Raw genomic sequence first — 16,709 nt, 5'->3', positions numbered from 1 at the left:
TACGTCTCCTTTACAATAGATATAACACCTATATAAACTACCTAATAACGACTAGCTGTGCGAATCACAGACAAGCATCTTGCACAATTACATTAAAAAATTTGTTTCACATCCGACATTGCCACATCTCCCGCATTCGATATGCTTAACATGGTTCCTTGGCTCCCAAAAGAAACACTAGTTACCAAGCCAAAACTTAATGGCGTCACAGTCAATTTTGTGTCCGCTGCACTGGCGCTTACCTCAAAATTGTAATTTCCATTGGCAGCAACCGTTCCAGACTCATTTTTCCCATCCCATGAAACCGAGTTAAAACCACTTGTCATATTGTTGAAGTTAAGCGTTTTGACTAAAGCACCACTCTCATCTCGAATCATGACTTGTATCTTGTCCGCGTTCTGCGGCAGATCAAATCCCAGCACCGACTTGCCATCCTTCAGTTCCACATTCGATCCCGGTACGACAACGCCATGGCCGATCATTGATGCTGCTTGCAAATTTTGGCTGCTCTTAAAACTACCGCTCATCGCCGCCATTGTTTCATTCAATTTATCAATCCCAGTGACAGTTGAGAGCTGTGCCAATTGACTCGTGATCTGAGCGTTGTCCAGCGGATTCAAAGGATCTTGATTTTTCATTTGTGTCACCAACAAAGTCATAAACCGATCTTGGGCATCTTGTGCCGTACTTTTCGTACCTCGCGTACCATTCATCGATGCTAGTAGACTGGGATCAACGGTTGAAGTTGTATTAACGGTGCTCATATTTGTAACCTCTCTGCAGTAGCTAAATGATTTAGCTCAGTAATTTCGATTTGTTTTTAAATTGAACCAATGACCTATTGACCAATACTTAAAGTTTTCAGTAACATCGCCTTCGCTGCATTCATCGTTTCTACATTCGTTTGATATGACCTTGAAGCCGAAATCATGTTAACCATTTCTTCAACCACGTTAACATTAGGCATAGATACATAGCCCTTTTCATCAGCCAATGGATGTTTCGGGTCATACATTAATTTGGGCGGGTTGGGATCTTCGACGACTTGTGTCACCTTCACGCCAGTCGAAGCGGGATCATTTGTCTGCATCGCGGTAAATACGACTTGCTTGGCTTTGTAAGCTTGCCCATTTGAACTTGTAACACTGTCAGCATTCGCCAAATTGCTGGAAACCACATTCAGACGTTGTGCTTGCGCACTCATCGCAGAGCCAGAAACATCAAAAATTTTAAATAACGACATGATGACTACCCCTGTATCGCAGAAAGCAAACCTTTGATTTGCATATTAATCATGGTTAAACTCGCTTCATATTTCAGCGCGTTTTCGGTAAATGCATTGCGTTCAACATCCATATCCACCGTATTACCATCAACATTTCCTTGGACTTCTTTACGGTATGCTGGCGGCATACCTGCCACGGTTCCGGCTTGAGAAAAGTGTGCCGCAGAGGTCTTTGCCAAATCATGTGCACTGTCTGTCTTGCCCAAAGCAGCACTCATTGCCGCATTAAAATCGATATCCCGTGCTTTATAGTTAGGCGTATCGGCATTCGCAATATTCGATGCCAATAATTGCTGACGTTGCCCACGAACGGACAAAGCAAGCTGATGAAAGCGCATATAGTCGTCCAGCTTATTCATTGTTCATCTCCGTTCTGATGTTGATGCCGTTATCTAGTCAGTGATGAGGTATCAATCAATTCCTATCAAGCCGCCCCAACCCAATTCAATTCAATTAAACCAAACGGTTTTCGTTAATGTGCATATTAGGCTTAGCAAGTCCAATTCGATCTGCCAATAAAGAACCGAAAAACCCATCTATTCGTGCAATCAATCTCAATCCTCAAGACTACAATTCACCCATAGCAGGATCGATCAAATGTAAGGGAGTTGTGCAGTGAATAAGAAATTCCAAAGGTTGTTGCTAAGCTTCTTGCTAGGAATATCTGCATTTACTTCGGCCATAGCCCAAGATTCTGATCAACAGCCAGTGTTGATTGAACTTGGGAATCTATCTAAGGAAGTTGAGAAGTTTTTACGATCGCAAAGCAGTAGTTTGCAAGACGATATTGAAATCAATGTCAAACCGATCGATTCACGTCTTAAATTGTCAGCGTGCGCACAATTAAGCCCCTTCTTCCCTCCCGGTAGTAAAGCCTGGGGTAAAGTGACAGTAGGAATGCGATGTACAGCTCCCAAACCATGGACAGTTTATATCGCCGCCCAAGTACGAGTTTTTGGCGATTATTTCGTAACCAAATCTGCAATAAGTGCGGGACAAGTTCTTTCGGAGTCGGACATCGTCAAAGTGCGTGGTGAGTTAAGTAGTCAGTCGCCTGGAACGATAGTCAACAGTGGTACTGCAATAGGAAAAACGATGATTGCAGCCTACCCTGCTGGGATTGGCATTAGACAAGACATGTTTAAAATGGTCCCCATTATTCAACAGGGTCAAAGCATCAAGATTGTCAGTCAAGGAAACGGTTTTCGTGTCTCGAACGATGCTATCGCATTAAATAATGCATCTGAGGGACAACTCACCAGAGCCAAAACCAACTCGGGGCAACTAGTGAGTGGAATAGCACGTGCCGGTGGTTTTATAGAAGTTCAATAAGACAAGATTAAGAAGTAATTAAAAAAATAAGCCAGCGTTTTCCACAAATAGAGTTAAAGTTTAAAAATAGCGCGCCGTTATAATGGTTGTAGATGAATGTAAATCCAACCTCAGAGGTACCATCGTGAAAATCAATGACTCGCTCAACTCAACCCAAGGGCTACCACCAAGCAGTCCATCAACGCCAAGAGCGGATAAGGCTGGGGATAATGCGAAAACTGCAACAGCACCATCCATAAACGTTCAAATTTCACCTCTTTCTGTGCAGTTACAGACAATGCAGCGTACTCAAGCAAGTGGCGCGGTATTTGAAGCCAAAAAGGTTGAAGAAATTAAATTAGCGATTGCCGAAGGTCGCTTTCAAGTTGACGCGGAAAAAGTGGCGGATGGACTATTAGAAACAGTCAAAGATTTACTTAACTCCAGAAGACAACCAACATGAATCTCGCATTGACCAATACTGCACAGCTACAACAACTCATCGATCAAGAAATTATCGTCATGCAGTCATTGACGCAGTTATTAGATGAAGAACAGCAGGTTTTGGTTGATAACGAGTCAGAAAAACTCGAAAACATTACGCCGAACAAAAATATGCTGCTGGCGAAAGTGATCGAACTAGAAAAAAATCGCAGTGAGTTACTATTAAAATCTGGGTACAGCAATGATATTAATGGCATGCGCCAACTATTGGCAGCGAATCCAAGCATTCAAGTATTAGAATTGGAAAATACTTGGCAATCATTGTTGGACATTTCCAGTTTAGCGCAAGAAAAAAACAGGACGAACGGCCTGTTAATTAATCGCCACTTAAACAAAAACCAAGCTGCACTTAATGTCCTTCAAAGTGGAAGTGGGCACCAAGCAGGTTCAATGTATGGCGCAGATGGCCAATCTAAACTCAAACCGAATGCTGGTCGCGGCATAGTTGCTGGCTAAGTGTAGTGGTTTTGAACCTACAAACCATGCTCATGAAGATTTCGCCTACCTAGTTGCAAGCCTCTCAAATCGGGGAAAATTGCACTCAGCGAACCCGGCAATGCTAATCAATTCAAAGTCACTCGGACCACACCGAATAGAATCAAACTGTCGACGTTCAAGTTGTCGTTAAGGTTTGGAACTCGGCACGACTGGGATATCAATGGGCATTTCTGGCAACACGGAAAGTATTGTGACAGTTACTCGCCGGTTTCTTGCCCGACCCTCAGGGTTCTCATTGGAGCCCACTGGAAATTTGGGGCCCTGTCCGACGGCGGTTATTCGATTCTCATCAACGCCATTTTCCATGAACAAACGAGCAACTGAACTAGCTCGCACCGCAGACAACTCCCAGTTCGATGGAAATGTTGAGTTCTTGATTGGCAAATTATCTGTAAATCCCTCCACTTGAATCGCATGATTATCAATTTTGAGAACTTCAGCAATGGCTTTTAGCGCCTGGATTGAATCAAGATTAAGCTTCGCCTCTGCTTGTGCGAATAATAAGCTCGCATTAATTTCAATTGAAACACCGCGGCTCGTTTGCGTTACCCTTACTTTTCCTTCACGCACCAAAGGCTCTAAAACGCTCATGATGTCACGTGCAACATGAGTCATCTTTTCGCGTTCTTTCCTTAGTGGTTCAGTATTTTTTGGTTTAATCACTGGAAGGGCGTCAATGACGGAATTCTGATTTTTCTTTATCTCCGGAATCTCGCCTCCAGATACCATTACAGTACCAAAAGCACCATTAAGTGCATTTGATAAAACACGGTATTTACCTTCATTTAAAGAAGAGATTGCGTACATGACTACAAAAAAGGCAAATAACAAGGTCATAAAGTCGGCATAGGAAACGAGCCAACGATCGTGATTATCTGGTTCTTCCTGATATTTTTTTCGTGCCATAAATAGAGTAAATTTATCTCACAATTTTGCGCGATGATTAGATAAGCGCTCTTCTACTATTCTTGGACTATCTCCTTGCGCAATACTATAAAAAATATCCGCCAACATTTCTCTCCTGACGACTTCTTTGCCAACAATTTCTTTTAACTTATTGGCGACAGGCAAGAAGAATAAATTTGCCAAGCCAACACCATATATCGTCGCGACAAAAGCAACGGCTATCCCCCCACCGAGCTTATTTGGGTCTGTCAAATTTTCCATGACATGAATTAATCCCAATACAGCACCTAGAATTCCTATGGTAGGAGAATATCCTCCAGCCGCATCCCAAATTTTTATAGCTTGTCGCTGTTCCATTTCATAGAAAGAAATATCAACATCTAACACATCTTTAATTCGTTCAGGATCAATGCCATCAATCACAAGTTTTAATCCTTTCTCGATAAAAGGATCCTTCACCGTATCGATATAACGTTCAAGACTTAAGAAGCCTTCACGTCGCGCAACAACACTCCACACCATTGCATCCTGTACATTCTTACGGCTTTTATCCTCAGGCATCATCACTATCCATTTCAGCATTTTGATACCACGGATAAATGTTGGCATGCGACTTTGCAGAAGCACAGCGCCGATCGTACTTACGACAACGATGACAAATGCCGCGGGTTGCATTAGCGAAGATAGGTGACCACCTTCGAGTACTTGCCCCGAAAGTATCCCCACAACAACGAGAATTATCCCTATTAAGCTAGCCCGGTCCACGCCCGCTCCCTCAATGATGCACGTAGCCTGGCAACTGCCTGGCTATGTAATTGCGAAACTCGAGATTCAGAAACACCCATGACAGCACCAATCTCTTTCAAATTGAGCTCTTGCTCGTAATATAAGCCCATCAACAGTTTTTCTCGCTCTGGGAGACTATTGATCGCATGAATCACTGCGTCGCGAAAGTCACCATGTAACAAGTCTTGCAAAGGATCGCCAGAGCGTTCGTCGCTACAGAAATGATCAAGAAAATGCTCTTTAGTATCGGCATCATGGAAATCTTCGTAGTACAGCAATTGATGCCCACCGCTTTCGCCTAGCAACTCCTGATAATCGATTAAAGTAAGCTTGAGGTGTTTTGCTAACTCAGTCTCTAAAGGTGGGCGGCCTAACTTTTGCTGCATTTCATTCATCGCATTTTCGATTTTGCGCATATTCTGGCGCACGCCGCGTGGTAGCCAATCACTGCTCCGCAGTTCGTCTAACATTGCACCACGAATTCGTTGAATCGCATAAGTTTCAAATTGTGCGCCGTGATTATCCTCGTAGCGATTAACCGCATCCAGCAAACCTATCATACCAGCCTGCACCAAATCATCGACTTCTACACTAGGCGGTAGTCTTGCTTTCAGTTGATAAGCCAAACGCTTCACCAGAGGAGCATGCTCGGTGAGTATTGAGTTCTTATCTGATTTACCACTCGCTGTGTACATAAACAAATTTATACTCTAATTAAGTATTCAAAGCACTTCTAAATCGACATTGCTTCGAATCGTAAACTTTGACTGGCGGTAGATACCAATTTTTCTGCCATACGTACAAAAGCATTTGCAGCTTTTGATAATGGAAACGCATCAATAACTGTGCGTCCCGACTCGGTGGCGCGGGTCAAATGAATATCCGCCGGTACATCACCAATAAACTTGATTTCTACTGCCATATAACGTCTTGCTGTTGTGGCGAGATTTGAGAAAATACGCTGTCCCTGCGCATGATCGACTCCAGAAACAACTATGCCATACGAACGACGGCCAAATCGATTATTCAAACGTTTAATCAATGCGTATGCTGCTGTTATCGTTTTTGGATCTGCAGACACATGAATAATCAGTTCACTGTCCTCAAAAGAAGACAATAAAAATGTATCATCGTCTCTTAATTCACAATCGACTACTACCAAATCTGAACGACTGGCGGCGATGTCAAATGCTTTTGATAGCTCTCGAAATCCTGCCGCAGGCAAACCTAAAGTTTTCTGCATTCCGTGCGCAACCTTGGTAATCGACAGCCCGGGCGAAACTTGTTTAATCACGGCATCCATTGTACGCTGTTGTCGTGCGACATCCAACAATGTCTGATCTGATTTCAGGTTTAACCACGCACTCAAGCTAGAGTTCGATGGTTTGGCGTCCACCATTAAAGTATTTCTACCTTGTCTTGCGAAGCTAGCCGACAAATTAATCAACATCCCATTTCTTTCTGCATCTGACAACATAGAAATGAACGTCAAAACCTTTGATTTGGGCATTTCCAACATACGACGCAGCCCTTCCGCCTGATCGTAATTAACCAAAGAAGGCCTCCGCTTTTCCCATGTCAGCTACTTGTACTGCCGCCATATTTGACATCAACAAAGGTAACTCATCATTTTGAAACTTATACGCAGAAGTCTCGCGTTTCAACTTAAATGCACGATCTACTAAATATTGTTTATTTGCGATATGTAGATCTTCGGGCACCCGTTGCCCACTGGCGACGTAATAGAGATTGAGTTTTTGTCGAATCGCGATGTCTAAAGCGCCACCTATCGTCGCGGCCTCATCCAATTTGGTCAAAATACATCCTGATAGTCCACTACCTTGATAAGCACGAACGACTTCACTGAGGGTTTCACCGGTTGACGTCGCATTTAAGCACAGCAAGCGTTTTACTTCTGTTCCAGAGCCAGACAACATTGCCACTTGTTGAGTCACCATTTTATCGCGCTGACTTACACCGACCGTATCAATCAGAACGGTGTGCTTATTTTTCAATTCAGCCAATGCAATCTTTAAATCAGCTTCGTCTTTGACCGAGTGCACCATCACACCGAGAATTTTTCCATAGATACGCAATTGTTCGTAGCCACCAATACGATAGCCGTCAGTTGTGATCAATGCCAATTTTGAAGGGCCATGACGCATCACACAACGCGCTGCCAGTTTTGCTGTAGTCGTGGTTTTACCAACGCCTGTTGGCCCTACTAAGGCATAGACTCCACCTTGCTCAAGGATTTCGTTTTCATTTGTGATGGTCGATAAATTCCTGACCATAATCGACTTGATCCACTCGAGACCCGCTTCAGCATTACCTAATTCAGGCATTTTTTCAATTAAGTGGCGGCATAAACTGGCGCTCAAGCCAGTTGCCAGCATTTCGCGCATCACATCTGCTTTATATGGTGTTTTTTGCTGGGTAGAGTTCCATGCCATTTCTGACATTTTACCCTCGAGCATCCCGCGCATTGAACGAATTTCGTTCATCATCAATGTGAGTTCGGCCTGGCTAGGCAATATTTCATCTCGCTTAGGCAATTCACGAACTGACGCTTTCATGCTCGCTTCCGGCTCTATGAAGGATTTAGCATTTGGATTGAATTGTGCTAGGCCTACCACTCCATCGCCAGCAACATCACTCTCGGCTACCAATTGATCGTTCATAGCCAAAATTTCCACCTGACCATCAACGTTACGATTGGACAAGATCACCGCATTCTCACCTAGCATTGCCTTTACTTTACGTAAGGCTTCTCGTGAGCTTGGTGCTACAAATTTTTTGACGTTCATAATTGCCCTCCAACTAGGCTAGTAACTCTTATTGTCTTATTCTCAGGCAGCTCTGCATGTGAAAGTACTTTTACTTGCGGCAACGTGCGCCGTAAGAATCGCGCCAGCAATGCGCGCAACGGTCCGGGAACCAACAAAACAGGCGTTAATCCAAGCTGTTGCTGATGCTGCGCAGCAGCCTCTGTTTGCAATGCTAGAGTGTCAGCTAAGCCTGGCTCCATACTTCCGCCGTCTGAGCCATGTCCTTGTAGGGTCTGCATCAATAGACGTTCTAACTTATTATCTAATGTCATCACAGCCAATTCGTTTCCACTTGGGAAGATCTGTTGCACGATGGCCCGCCCTAGGGCAATTCGTACCTGAGCAGTCAATTCATTCGCGTCTTGAATTTGAGGTGCCAATTCTGTCAGCGTTTCAACTATGGTACGCATGTCCCGAATATGTACACCCTCTACTAACAAATTCTGTAAAACCTTTTGAATAATGGACAAAGACAACAAGCGAGGTGTCAAATCTTCAATTAACTTTGGTGATTCTTTACCCAAATGATCAAGCAATTGCTGGACCTCGTGACGGCCCAATAACTCAGTAGCGTTTGAAGTAATCAGATGATTGAGATGTGTCGCTATCACGGTACCGGCGTCTACAACCGTATATCCCATCGACTGCGCCTGATCCCTCATACTTGCTTCAATCCAAACAGCAGGCAATCCGAATGCAGGATCGACAGTCGGTGTGCCCGGTAAGGGACCAGATACCATACCGGGGTCAATTGCCAAAAACTGCCCCATATTGGCATCTCCACTTCCGATCTCAACACCCTTTAATGCGATGCGATATGAGCTCGGCCTTAATTCCAAGTTGTCGCGAATATGGACTGGTGGTGATAAGAAGCCGATATCCTGTGCAAATTTTTTACGGATACCTTTGATACGTCGCAACAACTCGCCCCCCTGATTTTTGTCAACCAACGGGATCAAGCGATAGCCGACTTCAAGACCTAAAGTATCAACCGGTAAAATATCCTGCCATGTTGCCTCTTCCATCTCAGGCGCCTGTGGCACCGTTGCTGCAGCCGCTGCGGCAGCCGCTTCTTTCGCTGGGGCTTCGGCAGCGCGCTTTTTCAATAAATAGCCCGCACCGCCCAAACTGCCTGCAAGCAAAATAAAAGCAACGTGTGGCATGCCTGGGATAATTCCCATTCCACCGATAATGGCGGCGGTGATGTACATCACTTCAGGCTTGGCAAACAACTGATTAATGAATTGATTCCCAATGTCTTGATCACTAGCGACGCGCGACACCACAATACCAGCAGCAGTGGAGATGATCAGGGATGGAATTTGTGCCACCAAACCATCACCGATTGCCAACAAGGCGTAAATCTTAGATGCGGCAGAAAAATCCAAATCGTGCTGCACCATACCAACGATTAAACCACCGACTACGTTGATAATTGTTACCATAATGCCAGCTACCGCATCGCCTTTCACGTACTTACTCGCACCGTCCATAGCCCCATAAAATTCAGCTTCTTGAGCAACCTCAGTACGACGGCGACGTGCTTCATCTTCTGCAATCAAGCCTGCATTCAAATCAGCGTCAATCGCCATTTGCTTACCTGGCATCGCATCTAAAGCAAAACGGGCGCCGACTTCGGCAATACGCCCAGCACCTTTGGTAACAACAGTAAAGTTAATAATCGTCAATATAACGAAGACAATGATACCAATTGCGTAATTTCCACCAATCAAGAAATGCCCAAATGCTTCAATCACTTTACCAGCCGCATCAGGGCCGGTATGCCCCTCAGTCAAAACAACCCGTGTGGAAGCCACGTTTAAAGACAAACGCAACATCGTACTAATCAGTAAGACTGTTGGAAAAACCATAAAGTCGAGTGGTCGCACCGTGTACAAACTGGTCAACAAAACAATGATCGAAAGTGCAATATTAAAGCTAAAGAAAATGTCAAGAGCAAAGGCAGGCAACGGTAATATCATCATTGCCAGCATCATCACGATGAGGATAGGGCCCGCCAAAGCCCTACTTCCCATACCTTTTAGCCATGCAGGCAGTTTCAGCGAATTCATACTTGTACTCCTACATTATTTGACAATGGATCAAGGCCTGTCGGGACAGGTATATTTTTTGGTTCCACTGGTGGCAATCCGCCTGTTTTTCGATAGCTCCTCAATTGAAATACATAAGCAAGAATTTCCGCGACAGCTGCATAGAGTGCCTCTGGAATCTCATCGCCCAATTCAGTATGTTTATATAGCGCACGTGCCAGTGGAGGCGCTTCTAGAATTGGCACGTTATTTTCCTTCGCCAACTCACGAATTTTTGCTGCAACGGCATCTGCACCTTTTGCCACAACACGAGGCGCACCGTTACTTCCATCGGCATACTTTAATGCAACAGAAAAGTGCGTCGGGTTAGTGACAACAACATCAGCTGTTGGCACTTCAGACATCATGCGGCGGCGTGCCATTTCTCTTTGTTGCTGGCGAATTTTCGCTTTGATTTGTGGATTACCATTTGCTTCCTTTGACTCTTGCACGACTTCTTGGTGCGTCATCATTAATTTGTCAGCATATGCCCACATTTGATACGGGGCATCAATCGCTGCAATTAATACCAAACCGCCGACGATCGCCAAAAAGCAAACTCCCAACATATGCCCCAGGTGCGCACTAGCTTGATTAAGTGGTTCGAAGACTAGGCCAAAAATAGCGTCTTTCTGCCGTGAGACAACCATCCAAGCAATCACACCGACCAGAATTGTTTTCAAAATAGCCTTAACCAATTCGATTCCAGCTCTGGAAGAAATTAAGTTCCCCAATCCAGCTATCGGATCCATTCGTGAAAATTTCGGTTCCAAAGACTTGAAACTAAACAACCAACCACCTATTAATAATGGCGACCCAAGAGCTGCAAGTAAAACAAGACAGACAATTGGCAAAAACGCCCACATCACATCGATCACTGAATCAAGCACTTGCATCGTCAAAAAATTGGGATCAAACGCGGCACTCCGATCAAATGTCAAACCACGTGAAAAATTCTTGGCCAAATTATTGAATAAGGTTTCACCATAGAAATACAAGCCGCCACCCGCCGCCAACAATACTGTGCAGGTTGAAAGCTCTTTGGAGCGTGGAACATCCCCCTCCTCCCGAGCTTTCTCAAGCCGCTGGGGGGAGGCTGGTTCGGTCCGTTCTAGTCCGCTGTCATCAGCCATTTATCATCCAATTAGATCGAGATCTAAATTAATTTCCTTAGGACAAATTATTCACGAAATTAGTCCCATGACATCGCATGAATAGAGTGGGATTCACCCCTCATTTCGGGGGAAACCTTGCAAGATGCGTGGGAAGGTGAAGATGAGTAAAAAAAACCACTAAGATTTAGTGGCTTTTTTTTCTGTAGTGATTGAATCAGGCTGAAATTAAGCAGCGGAAGAAATATTCTTTGCCCAAACTAAAGCGGATAAATGCGCTTTATTAACATCCACTGATGACACTTTTAATGTCTCGGCAATTGAAGAAACCAGCATACTGTTGAGTTCACATGCCTCTGCAAGCGCAAGGAACGGTCCAAATATACCACTTCTCGACACCAGTGCATCAACAACGGCTTCTGGCAATTGGATGGTCGACAGAACCTCTTCCATCGGTATTCCTAGCAATCGATCTAAGAGTGAAAACATCCCGGCAACAAACAAATTTTCCGCATCACTCTTGGACATGAATGGTTGCCCAAGAATTTCAGCAAATCGACCACGGACAATAGCCGTTTCCAGAAGAACTGGAGAATTGCCACTTGTACTCGCAGTGGCAAGTAATAAGGAGAGCCACCGATAGAGAGGACTGTACCCTAGAATTGTTACGGCATGCTTAAGTGATTGCACTTCAGTGCGCAAACCAAACCCAGCGGAATTAATATACCTCAACAATTTGTAGGCGAGCGCGGCGTCGCGTTTTACGACAGTTTCTAATTGCTGAATATCGGCATTCTTACGAATCATCTCCATCAATTGCAAAATTGTGGTTTGCGTTGTATCCAAACCTTTTTGCGCAACATTTGGGCGAGGAGTTAAATGAAGCTTACCGACAAAGCTAGACAGTCCGAGGGCTGCACAAGCATCAAAGTCCTGCCAGTTACCAACATTGCGGGCAACCATCTGCACATTCGACTGTTTCAGTGCGGCATACATCTTCGCCTGAGCCGTCAAATTACTCGCATCAAGCTGCACTTCAAAATGTGTAATCAGCGAAAAGAAAGACCGCTCTAAAGCAGTAATATCGGCGTTTCTTAAACAAATACCGAACCCCAGAGCACGCAGCTCTTTAATTGTATCAAGCGTAGCTGCATCACCGAAATAACGCTTAGAAAAAATCAAGACAGTATTTTTGGGAGGCAATTGTCGCAGGCCTTCTGCTTGCAATAAGCCTGGTACTGCCTCAAGAAAAATGACACTATCTCCAAGCAAGAAACCCTTTTCTTCATCATTAAATTCTGATGCCACAAACGACATCAAGAAGCTCAACGCTGCAACATCTGGTTCAGCATCCTTTGCATTGTTCTGCCATGACAATTGAAAACCTATCACACGTTGTGAAGGATCAAGCAAAGGCTCCCTAACGATGAACTTTACATCACTCATAAAATTTATTTATCTAATTATTAAGTCAATATCAAAAATTAAAGCCATTGCACAATTTAATTGCCACGTGCTCAATCCAAACAATATTCAAATTAAATTTGGTAATTTTTTGCGTCAACATGGGCGAATTGCGTCTTAACAATCTGGCTGCAAATTCGACTATTAGAAATTGACGATTCAAGCATTTTGCTTTTTCAAGCCAATCTCGAAATTGTCATTAAAAATTAAGACGGCTTACCTAACTTTTCGAAGATCTTTGAAAGTTTCTCATCCAGCGTCGCAGCAGTAAATGGTTTAACAACATAGCCATTAGCACCAGCCTGCGCTGCAGCAATAATATTTTCTTTTTTTGCCTCCGCAGTCACCATCAATACTGGCAACTTTGCCAGAGCAGGATCGGCACGGATATGTTGAAGCATCGTGAGTCCATCCATATTGGGCATATTCCAATCCGAGATAACAAAATCGAAATCGCCGCTCTTTAATTTTGCTAAGCCTAATGCACCGTCTTCGGCTTCGTCGACATTTGAATATCCAAGTTCCTTCAACAAATTACGTACAATGCGGCGCATTGTCGAAAAATCGTCAACTACTAAAAATTTGAGGTTTTGATCAGCCATAACTTACTCCATAAAATCACAAAGGACGGTAGTGCATATTATCGGTTATATAAACTTGTTTTGATACTGCATTTACATTCATTACTACATTTCATACATTAAACACGCAACGCACGACTGCCATGTTGGTCCAAGTACTGTAAAACACGATGAGGCAATTCATTTAGCGGTGCAATTTCATTAACTGCGCCAATTGCAATAGCCTCACGCGGCATCCCAAATACTACACAGCTAGCCTCATCTTGCGCGAAATTAAAAGCCCCTGCACTTTTCATTTCTAACATGCCCTCAGCGCCATCTTTTCCCATGCCTGTCAATATGACGCCGACTGCATTTTTCCCAGCATATTTTGCTGCGGATCGAAACAAAACATCGACCGAGGGTCTATGTCGATTGACTGGTGGGCCATCATTAATTTCGGTGACATAGTTTGCCCCACTACGTGCCAACAATAGATGCGAATGTCCTGGGGCAATATACGCATGTCCTGGCAAGATCCGTTCACCACCTTCAGCTTCTGAAACAGAAATTTTGCATAAGCCATCCAATCGTTTCGCAAATGACTTTGTAAAACCTTCAGGCATATGCTGGGTAATCAAAATTCCCGGACAGTCAGAAGGCATTTGACTTAAAAAATTCTTAATAGCTTCAGTGCCACCCGTTGAAGCACCAACAATAATAAGCTTTTCACTACTAACTAGTGGATTTCTGACCGATGGCAAAACGGATGTCGCATGAGCTCCAGAAACTCCAACTGCATGTGCTCTAGCACGAATTTTCGCTTTAGAAGCAGCACGTATTTTGTCAGTAATTACATGGGCATATTCCAGCATACCACTTTGAATCGAAAGTTTTGGCTTCGTCACGAAATCAACCGCTCCTAACTCCAATGCACGCATCGTTATCTCTGACCCACGTTCAGTCAACGACGACACCATGATCACTGGCATAGGGCGAAGACGCATCAATTTCTCAAGGAAATCGAGCCCATCCATTTTAGGCATTTCTACATCTAAGGTCAAAACATCAGGGTTGCATTGTTTAATTAACTCCCTCGCAACCAACGGATCAGGAGCAACCCCCACGACTTCCATATCACTTTGTTGCCGAATAATTTCGCTCAAGATACTTCGTATCAGCGCAGAATCATCAATAATTAATACTTTAATTTTCATTCTGCCCTCACCGCACACAATTTCCTAACATAGGAAAGATTTCGGTTTAATCATTAAGCAATCACTATCGCGTCAAAACAAGTCGACATCACCACCAACTGGAGCACTTTTCAATCGACTTGCGTAATCGAGCTCTCGTTTCTTCAGGGTGTCGTTATGCTCTACTTTGAGTTTCTTCACTAGCACCTTACCAGTTCGCGGAAAAAAATATACTTTACGCGGATAAATATCATTTAAATCTTCAGCAATAACCCGCATTCTTTCCATTCGCAAATAATCAAGCACGAATTTAGCATTTCTTTCGCCTACATTAATTGCCGTAAATCCACGCAGCACATTACCGCCCCCAAACACTTTAGCTTCCATATTCTCCCGACGAGCACCGGCTTTCAATAATTCATTGATCAGCACTTCCATTGCGTATGTGCCATATCGCATGGATGCAGACACCGGATTATCTGAATTTTCGCCGCCATCAGGAAGCATAAAATGATTCATTCCACCAACGCCTGAGACTCGATCACGAATGCAGGCTGAGACGCAAGATCCCAAGACAGTTACAATCAACATGTCTTTCCCAGTAAAATAAAATTCCCCTGGTAAGATCTTTGCCGCATCACAATCAAAAGTGCGATCATAATAAACGTTAGTGGCAAAGTGTTCTTCACTAAACTGACTCATGGATCACCCTTTATTTAAGTCATAAGAATTCAATTTCTTACGTTTATCTTCCTGACTCGCCAACACATAGACCGTTTTGCCACGCAACTTAAAATCATCTGAAACATAAAGAAAATTTTCAGAATGCCCTGCGAACAACAATCCATCTGACTTTAACAAAGGCACGAATTTCTTCAAAATGCTCGATTGGGTTGGTTTGTCAAAATAGATCATTACATTTCTACAAAAAATTGCATCAAATTCACCGCTGAGGCCCCAACGATCATCTAATAAATTCAACGATTCAAAATTAATCAAACTTCTTAATTCTGGCCGCACCATAACCGACCCTTCATTCTTACCACGGCCTCTCAAAAAATATTTGCGTACAATATCGTTAGGCAATTTCTCAATTCGATCAGCGTTATAAACACCTCGAGCAGCTACTCCTAATACATTTGTATCAATATCAGTCGCAATGATTTCCAAATTTGGTTTAATTGTCCCTAATGCCTCACAAATACATATCGCAATCGAATAAGGTTCTTCACCAGTCGAACTAGCAGAACACCAAACTCGCAGGTGTCCGGACTTCTTTTTTATATGTTCTGCCAGAATAGGAAAGTGATGCTCCTCACGAAAAAAAGAAGTTAAATTAGTCGTCAAGGCGTTTGTAAAAGCCTCCCACTCTCCACTATTACTCTCACGCTCGAGCATATCGAGGTAGACCGAAAAAGAATTTAAACCAGTCGCTCTCAATCTTCTTGCCAGACGACTATAAACCATCTCTTGCTTACTATCAGAGAGTGAGATTCCAGCGCGTTGATAAATCAAGCCGCGTACCCGATCGAAATCTTTATGATTAAACGTGAATTCTTTTTCCCCGTCAGATCGTTCAGCAGGCTTTACCATGCGAATTCCCAATCTTGATGTAAACTACTCTTTTTCATTGGACTTTAACTTAATCTGCGTGGTCTAGTAATCCCATTTCTGGACTCGACATCAACTTCTCGATGTCGACCAAAATCAGCATACGTTCCTCTAGCGTGCCTAAACCGATCAAAAAATCATTATTAAATGTCGTATTCATTTCTGGCGCTGGCCGGACTTGTGCAGGCAGGAGCGTCATTACATCGGAAACGCTATCGACTACCATGCCGACAACGCGCACACCAATATTGAGGATAATGACCACCGTCAATTGATCATAAGTTGGTGTCCCCAAATTAAATTTAATCCGCATGTCAACGATAGGAACGATGATGCCGCGGAGATTAATTACGCCTTTCAAAAAATCTGGCGCATTGGCGATCCTAGTGACTGCCTCGTAACCACGAATCTCCTGTACTTTTAGAATATCAATTCCATATTCTTCATTCCCAAGAGTAAACGCCAAGAACTCGTGTGTTGAAATTTCACTACCGTCAGATTGCGTCTTCTTACTCAGGTTTTCAGAGTTTTGCATCATGATCTTTCCTCTTAAATCTT

At 43.6% G+C, this 16,709-nt stretch carries 19 protein-coding genes; 3 read left to right on the top strand and 16 right to left on the bottom strand.

Going from position 1 to position 16,709, the window contains the following annotated elements; genetic code table 11:
- Window positions 1-92: 92 nt before the first annotated feature.
- The 3 genes from ACO0KW_RS04740 to flgB all read right to left on the bottom strand — a co-directional run bounded on the left by ACO0KW_RS04740 (window position 93) and on the right by flgB (window position 1,644).
- Window positions 93-764, bottom strand: a complete 672-nt coding sequence (locus ACO0KW_RS04740; protein WP_423051122.1) for a flagellar hook assembly protein FlgD — start codon at window positions 762-764, stop codon at window positions 93-95.
- A 74-nt stretch (window positions 765-838) separates the two neighbouring features.
- Window positions 839-1,243 (bottom strand): flagellar basal body rod protein FlgC, encoded by a 405-nt coding sequence (gene flgC / locus ACO0KW_RS04735; protein WP_186942969.1) that lies wholly within the window; start codon window positions 1,241-1,243, stop codon window positions 839-841.
- Between the two features lie 5 nt (window positions 1,244-1,248).
- Window positions 1,249-1,644, bottom strand: a complete 396-nt coding sequence (flgB, locus tag ACO0KW_RS04730; protein WP_423051120.1) for a flagellar basal body rod protein FlgB — start codon at window positions 1,642-1,644, stop codon at window positions 1,249-1,251.
- A gap of 256 nt (window positions 1,645-1,900) precedes the next feature.
- Between flgB and flgA the strand changes: the two genes are divergently transcribed.
- The 3 genes from flgA to ACO0KW_RS04715 all read left to right on the top strand — a co-directional run bounded on the left by flgA (window position 1,901) and on the right by ACO0KW_RS04715 (window position 3,556).
- Window positions 1,901-2,617 carry a flagellar basal body P-ring formation chaperone FlgA gene (flgA, locus tag ACO0KW_RS04725; protein ID WP_423051118.1) on the top strand — a complete coding sequence of 239 codons (717 nt, stop codon included), beginning with the start codon at window positions 1,901-1,903 and terminating at the stop codon, window positions 2,615-2,617.
- A 124-nt stretch (window positions 2,618-2,741) separates the two neighbouring features.
- Window positions 2,742-3,059: a flagellar biosynthesis anti-sigma factor FlgM gene (gene flgM / locus ACO0KW_RS04720; RefSeq protein WP_423051116.1), complete on the top strand. Its 318-nt coding sequence runs from the start codon at window positions 2,742-2,744 to the stop codon at window positions 3,057-3,059.
- Entirely contained in the window at window positions 3,056-3,556 is a 501-nt protein-coding gene (locus tag ACO0KW_RS04715) for a flagella synthesis protein FlgN (RefSeq protein ID WP_423051114.1), read from the top strand. The genes flgM and ACO0KW_RS04715 overlap by 4 nt, the downstream gene beginning before the upstream one ends.
- Before the next feature lie 168 nt (window positions 3,557-3,724).
- Here the strand turns inward: ACO0KW_RS04715 and motD are convergent, their stop codons facing one another.
- The 13 genes from motD to ACO0KW_RS04650 all read right to left on the bottom strand — a co-directional run bounded on the left by motD (window position 3,725) and on the right by ACO0KW_RS04650 (window position 16,686).
- Window positions 3,725-4,504 carry a flagellar motor protein MotD gene (gene motD / locus ACO0KW_RS04710; RefSeq protein WP_423051112.1) on the bottom strand — a complete coding sequence of 260 codons (780 nt, stop codon included), beginning with the start codon at window positions 4,502-4,504 and terminating at the stop codon, window positions 3,725-3,727.
- A gap of 18 nt (window positions 4,505-4,522) precedes the next feature.
- The gene (locus tag ACO0KW_RS04705) at window positions 4,523-5,269 is read right to left on the bottom strand and encodes a flagellar motor protein (protein ID WP_423051110.1); all 747 of its coding nucleotides are present in this window, start codon (window positions 5,267-5,269) and stop codon (window positions 4,523-4,525) included.
- Window positions 5,251-5,985, bottom strand: coding sequence for an RNA polymerase sigma factor FliA (locus tag ACO0KW_RS04700; RefSeq protein ID WP_423051108.1), 735 nt, complete (start codon window positions 5,983-5,985; stop codon window positions 5,251-5,253). Before ACO0KW_RS04700 ends, ACO0KW_RS04705 begins: the two co-directional genes overlap by 19 nt.
- A gap of 38 nt (window positions 5,986-6,023) precedes the next feature.
- Entirely contained in the window at window positions 6,024-6,845 is an 822-nt protein-coding gene (locus ACO0KW_RS04695; RefSeq protein WP_423051106.1) for a MinD/ParA family ATP-binding protein, read from the bottom strand.
- On the bottom strand, window positions 6,838-8,097 hold the full coding sequence (gene flhF / locus ACO0KW_RS04690; protein WP_423051104.1) for a flagellar biosynthesis protein FlhF: 1,260 nt from the start codon (window positions 8,095-8,097) through the stop codon (window positions 6,838-6,840). Before flhF ends, ACO0KW_RS04695 begins: the two co-directional genes overlap by 8 nt.
- Window positions 8,094-10,190: a flagellar biosynthesis protein FlhA gene (gene flhA / locus ACO0KW_RS04685; RefSeq protein WP_423051102.1), complete on the bottom strand. Its 2,097-nt coding sequence runs from the start codon at window positions 10,188-10,190 to the stop codon at window positions 8,094-8,096. The genes flhF and flhA overlap by 4 nt, the downstream gene beginning before the upstream one ends.
- Window positions 10,187-11,341 carry a flagellar biosynthesis protein FlhB gene (gene flhB, locus ACO0KW_RS04680; RefSeq protein WP_423051100.1) on the bottom strand — a complete coding sequence of 385 codons (1,155 nt, stop codon included), beginning with the start codon at window positions 11,339-11,341 and terminating at the stop codon, window positions 10,187-10,189. Before flhB ends, flhA begins: the two co-directional genes overlap by 4 nt.
- A 207-nt stretch (window positions 11,342-11,548) precedes the next feature.
- Window positions 11,549-12,766 (bottom strand): EAL and HDOD domain-containing protein, encoded by a 1,218-nt coding sequence (locus tag ACO0KW_RS04675; RefSeq protein WP_423051098.1) that lies wholly within the window; start codon window positions 12,764-12,766, stop codon window positions 11,549-11,551.
- A 224-nt stretch (window positions 12,767-12,990) separates the two neighbouring features.
- Window positions 12,991-13,386, bottom strand: a complete 396-nt coding sequence (gene cheY, locus ACO0KW_RS04670; RefSeq protein ID WP_186942956.1) for a chemotaxis response regulator CheY — start codon at window positions 13,384-13,386, stop codon at window positions 12,991-12,993.
- Between the two features lie 98 nt (window positions 13,387-13,484).
- Window positions 13,485-14,561 (bottom strand): protein-glutamate methylesterase/protein-glutamine glutaminase, encoded by a 1,077-nt coding sequence (locus ACO0KW_RS04665; RefSeq protein ID WP_423051096.1) that lies wholly within the window; start codon window positions 14,559-14,561, stop codon window positions 13,485-13,487.
- 72 nt (window positions 14,562-14,633) lie between these two features.
- A complete protein-coding gene (cheD, locus tag ACO0KW_RS04660; RefSeq protein WP_186942954.1) occupies window positions 14,634-15,242 on the bottom strand; it encodes a chemoreceptor glutamine deamidase CheD in 609 nt (202 codons plus the stop codon).
- 3 nt (window positions 15,243-15,245) lie between these two features.
- Complete coding sequence (locus tag ACO0KW_RS04655; protein WP_423051094.1) at window positions 15,246-16,133, bottom strand: CheR family methyltransferase; 888 nt, start codon at window positions 16,131-16,133, stop codon at window positions 15,246-15,248.
- 49 nt (window positions 16,134-16,182) lie between these two features.
- Window positions 16,183-16,686: a chemotaxis protein CheW gene (locus ACO0KW_RS04650; protein ID WP_423051971.1), complete on the bottom strand. Its 504-nt coding sequence runs from the start codon at window positions 16,684-16,686 to the stop codon at window positions 16,183-16,185.
- Window positions 16,687-16,709 lie beyond the last annotated feature (23 nt).

The organism is Undibacterium sp. Ji22W (genome assembly GCF_049340305.1).
In the GTDB taxonomy this organism is placed as follows: domain Bacteria; phylum Pseudomonadota; class Gammaproteobacteria; order Burkholderiales; family Burkholderiaceae_D; genus Undibacterium.
This window is presented reverse-complemented; position numbering and strand designations above follow the sequence as displayed.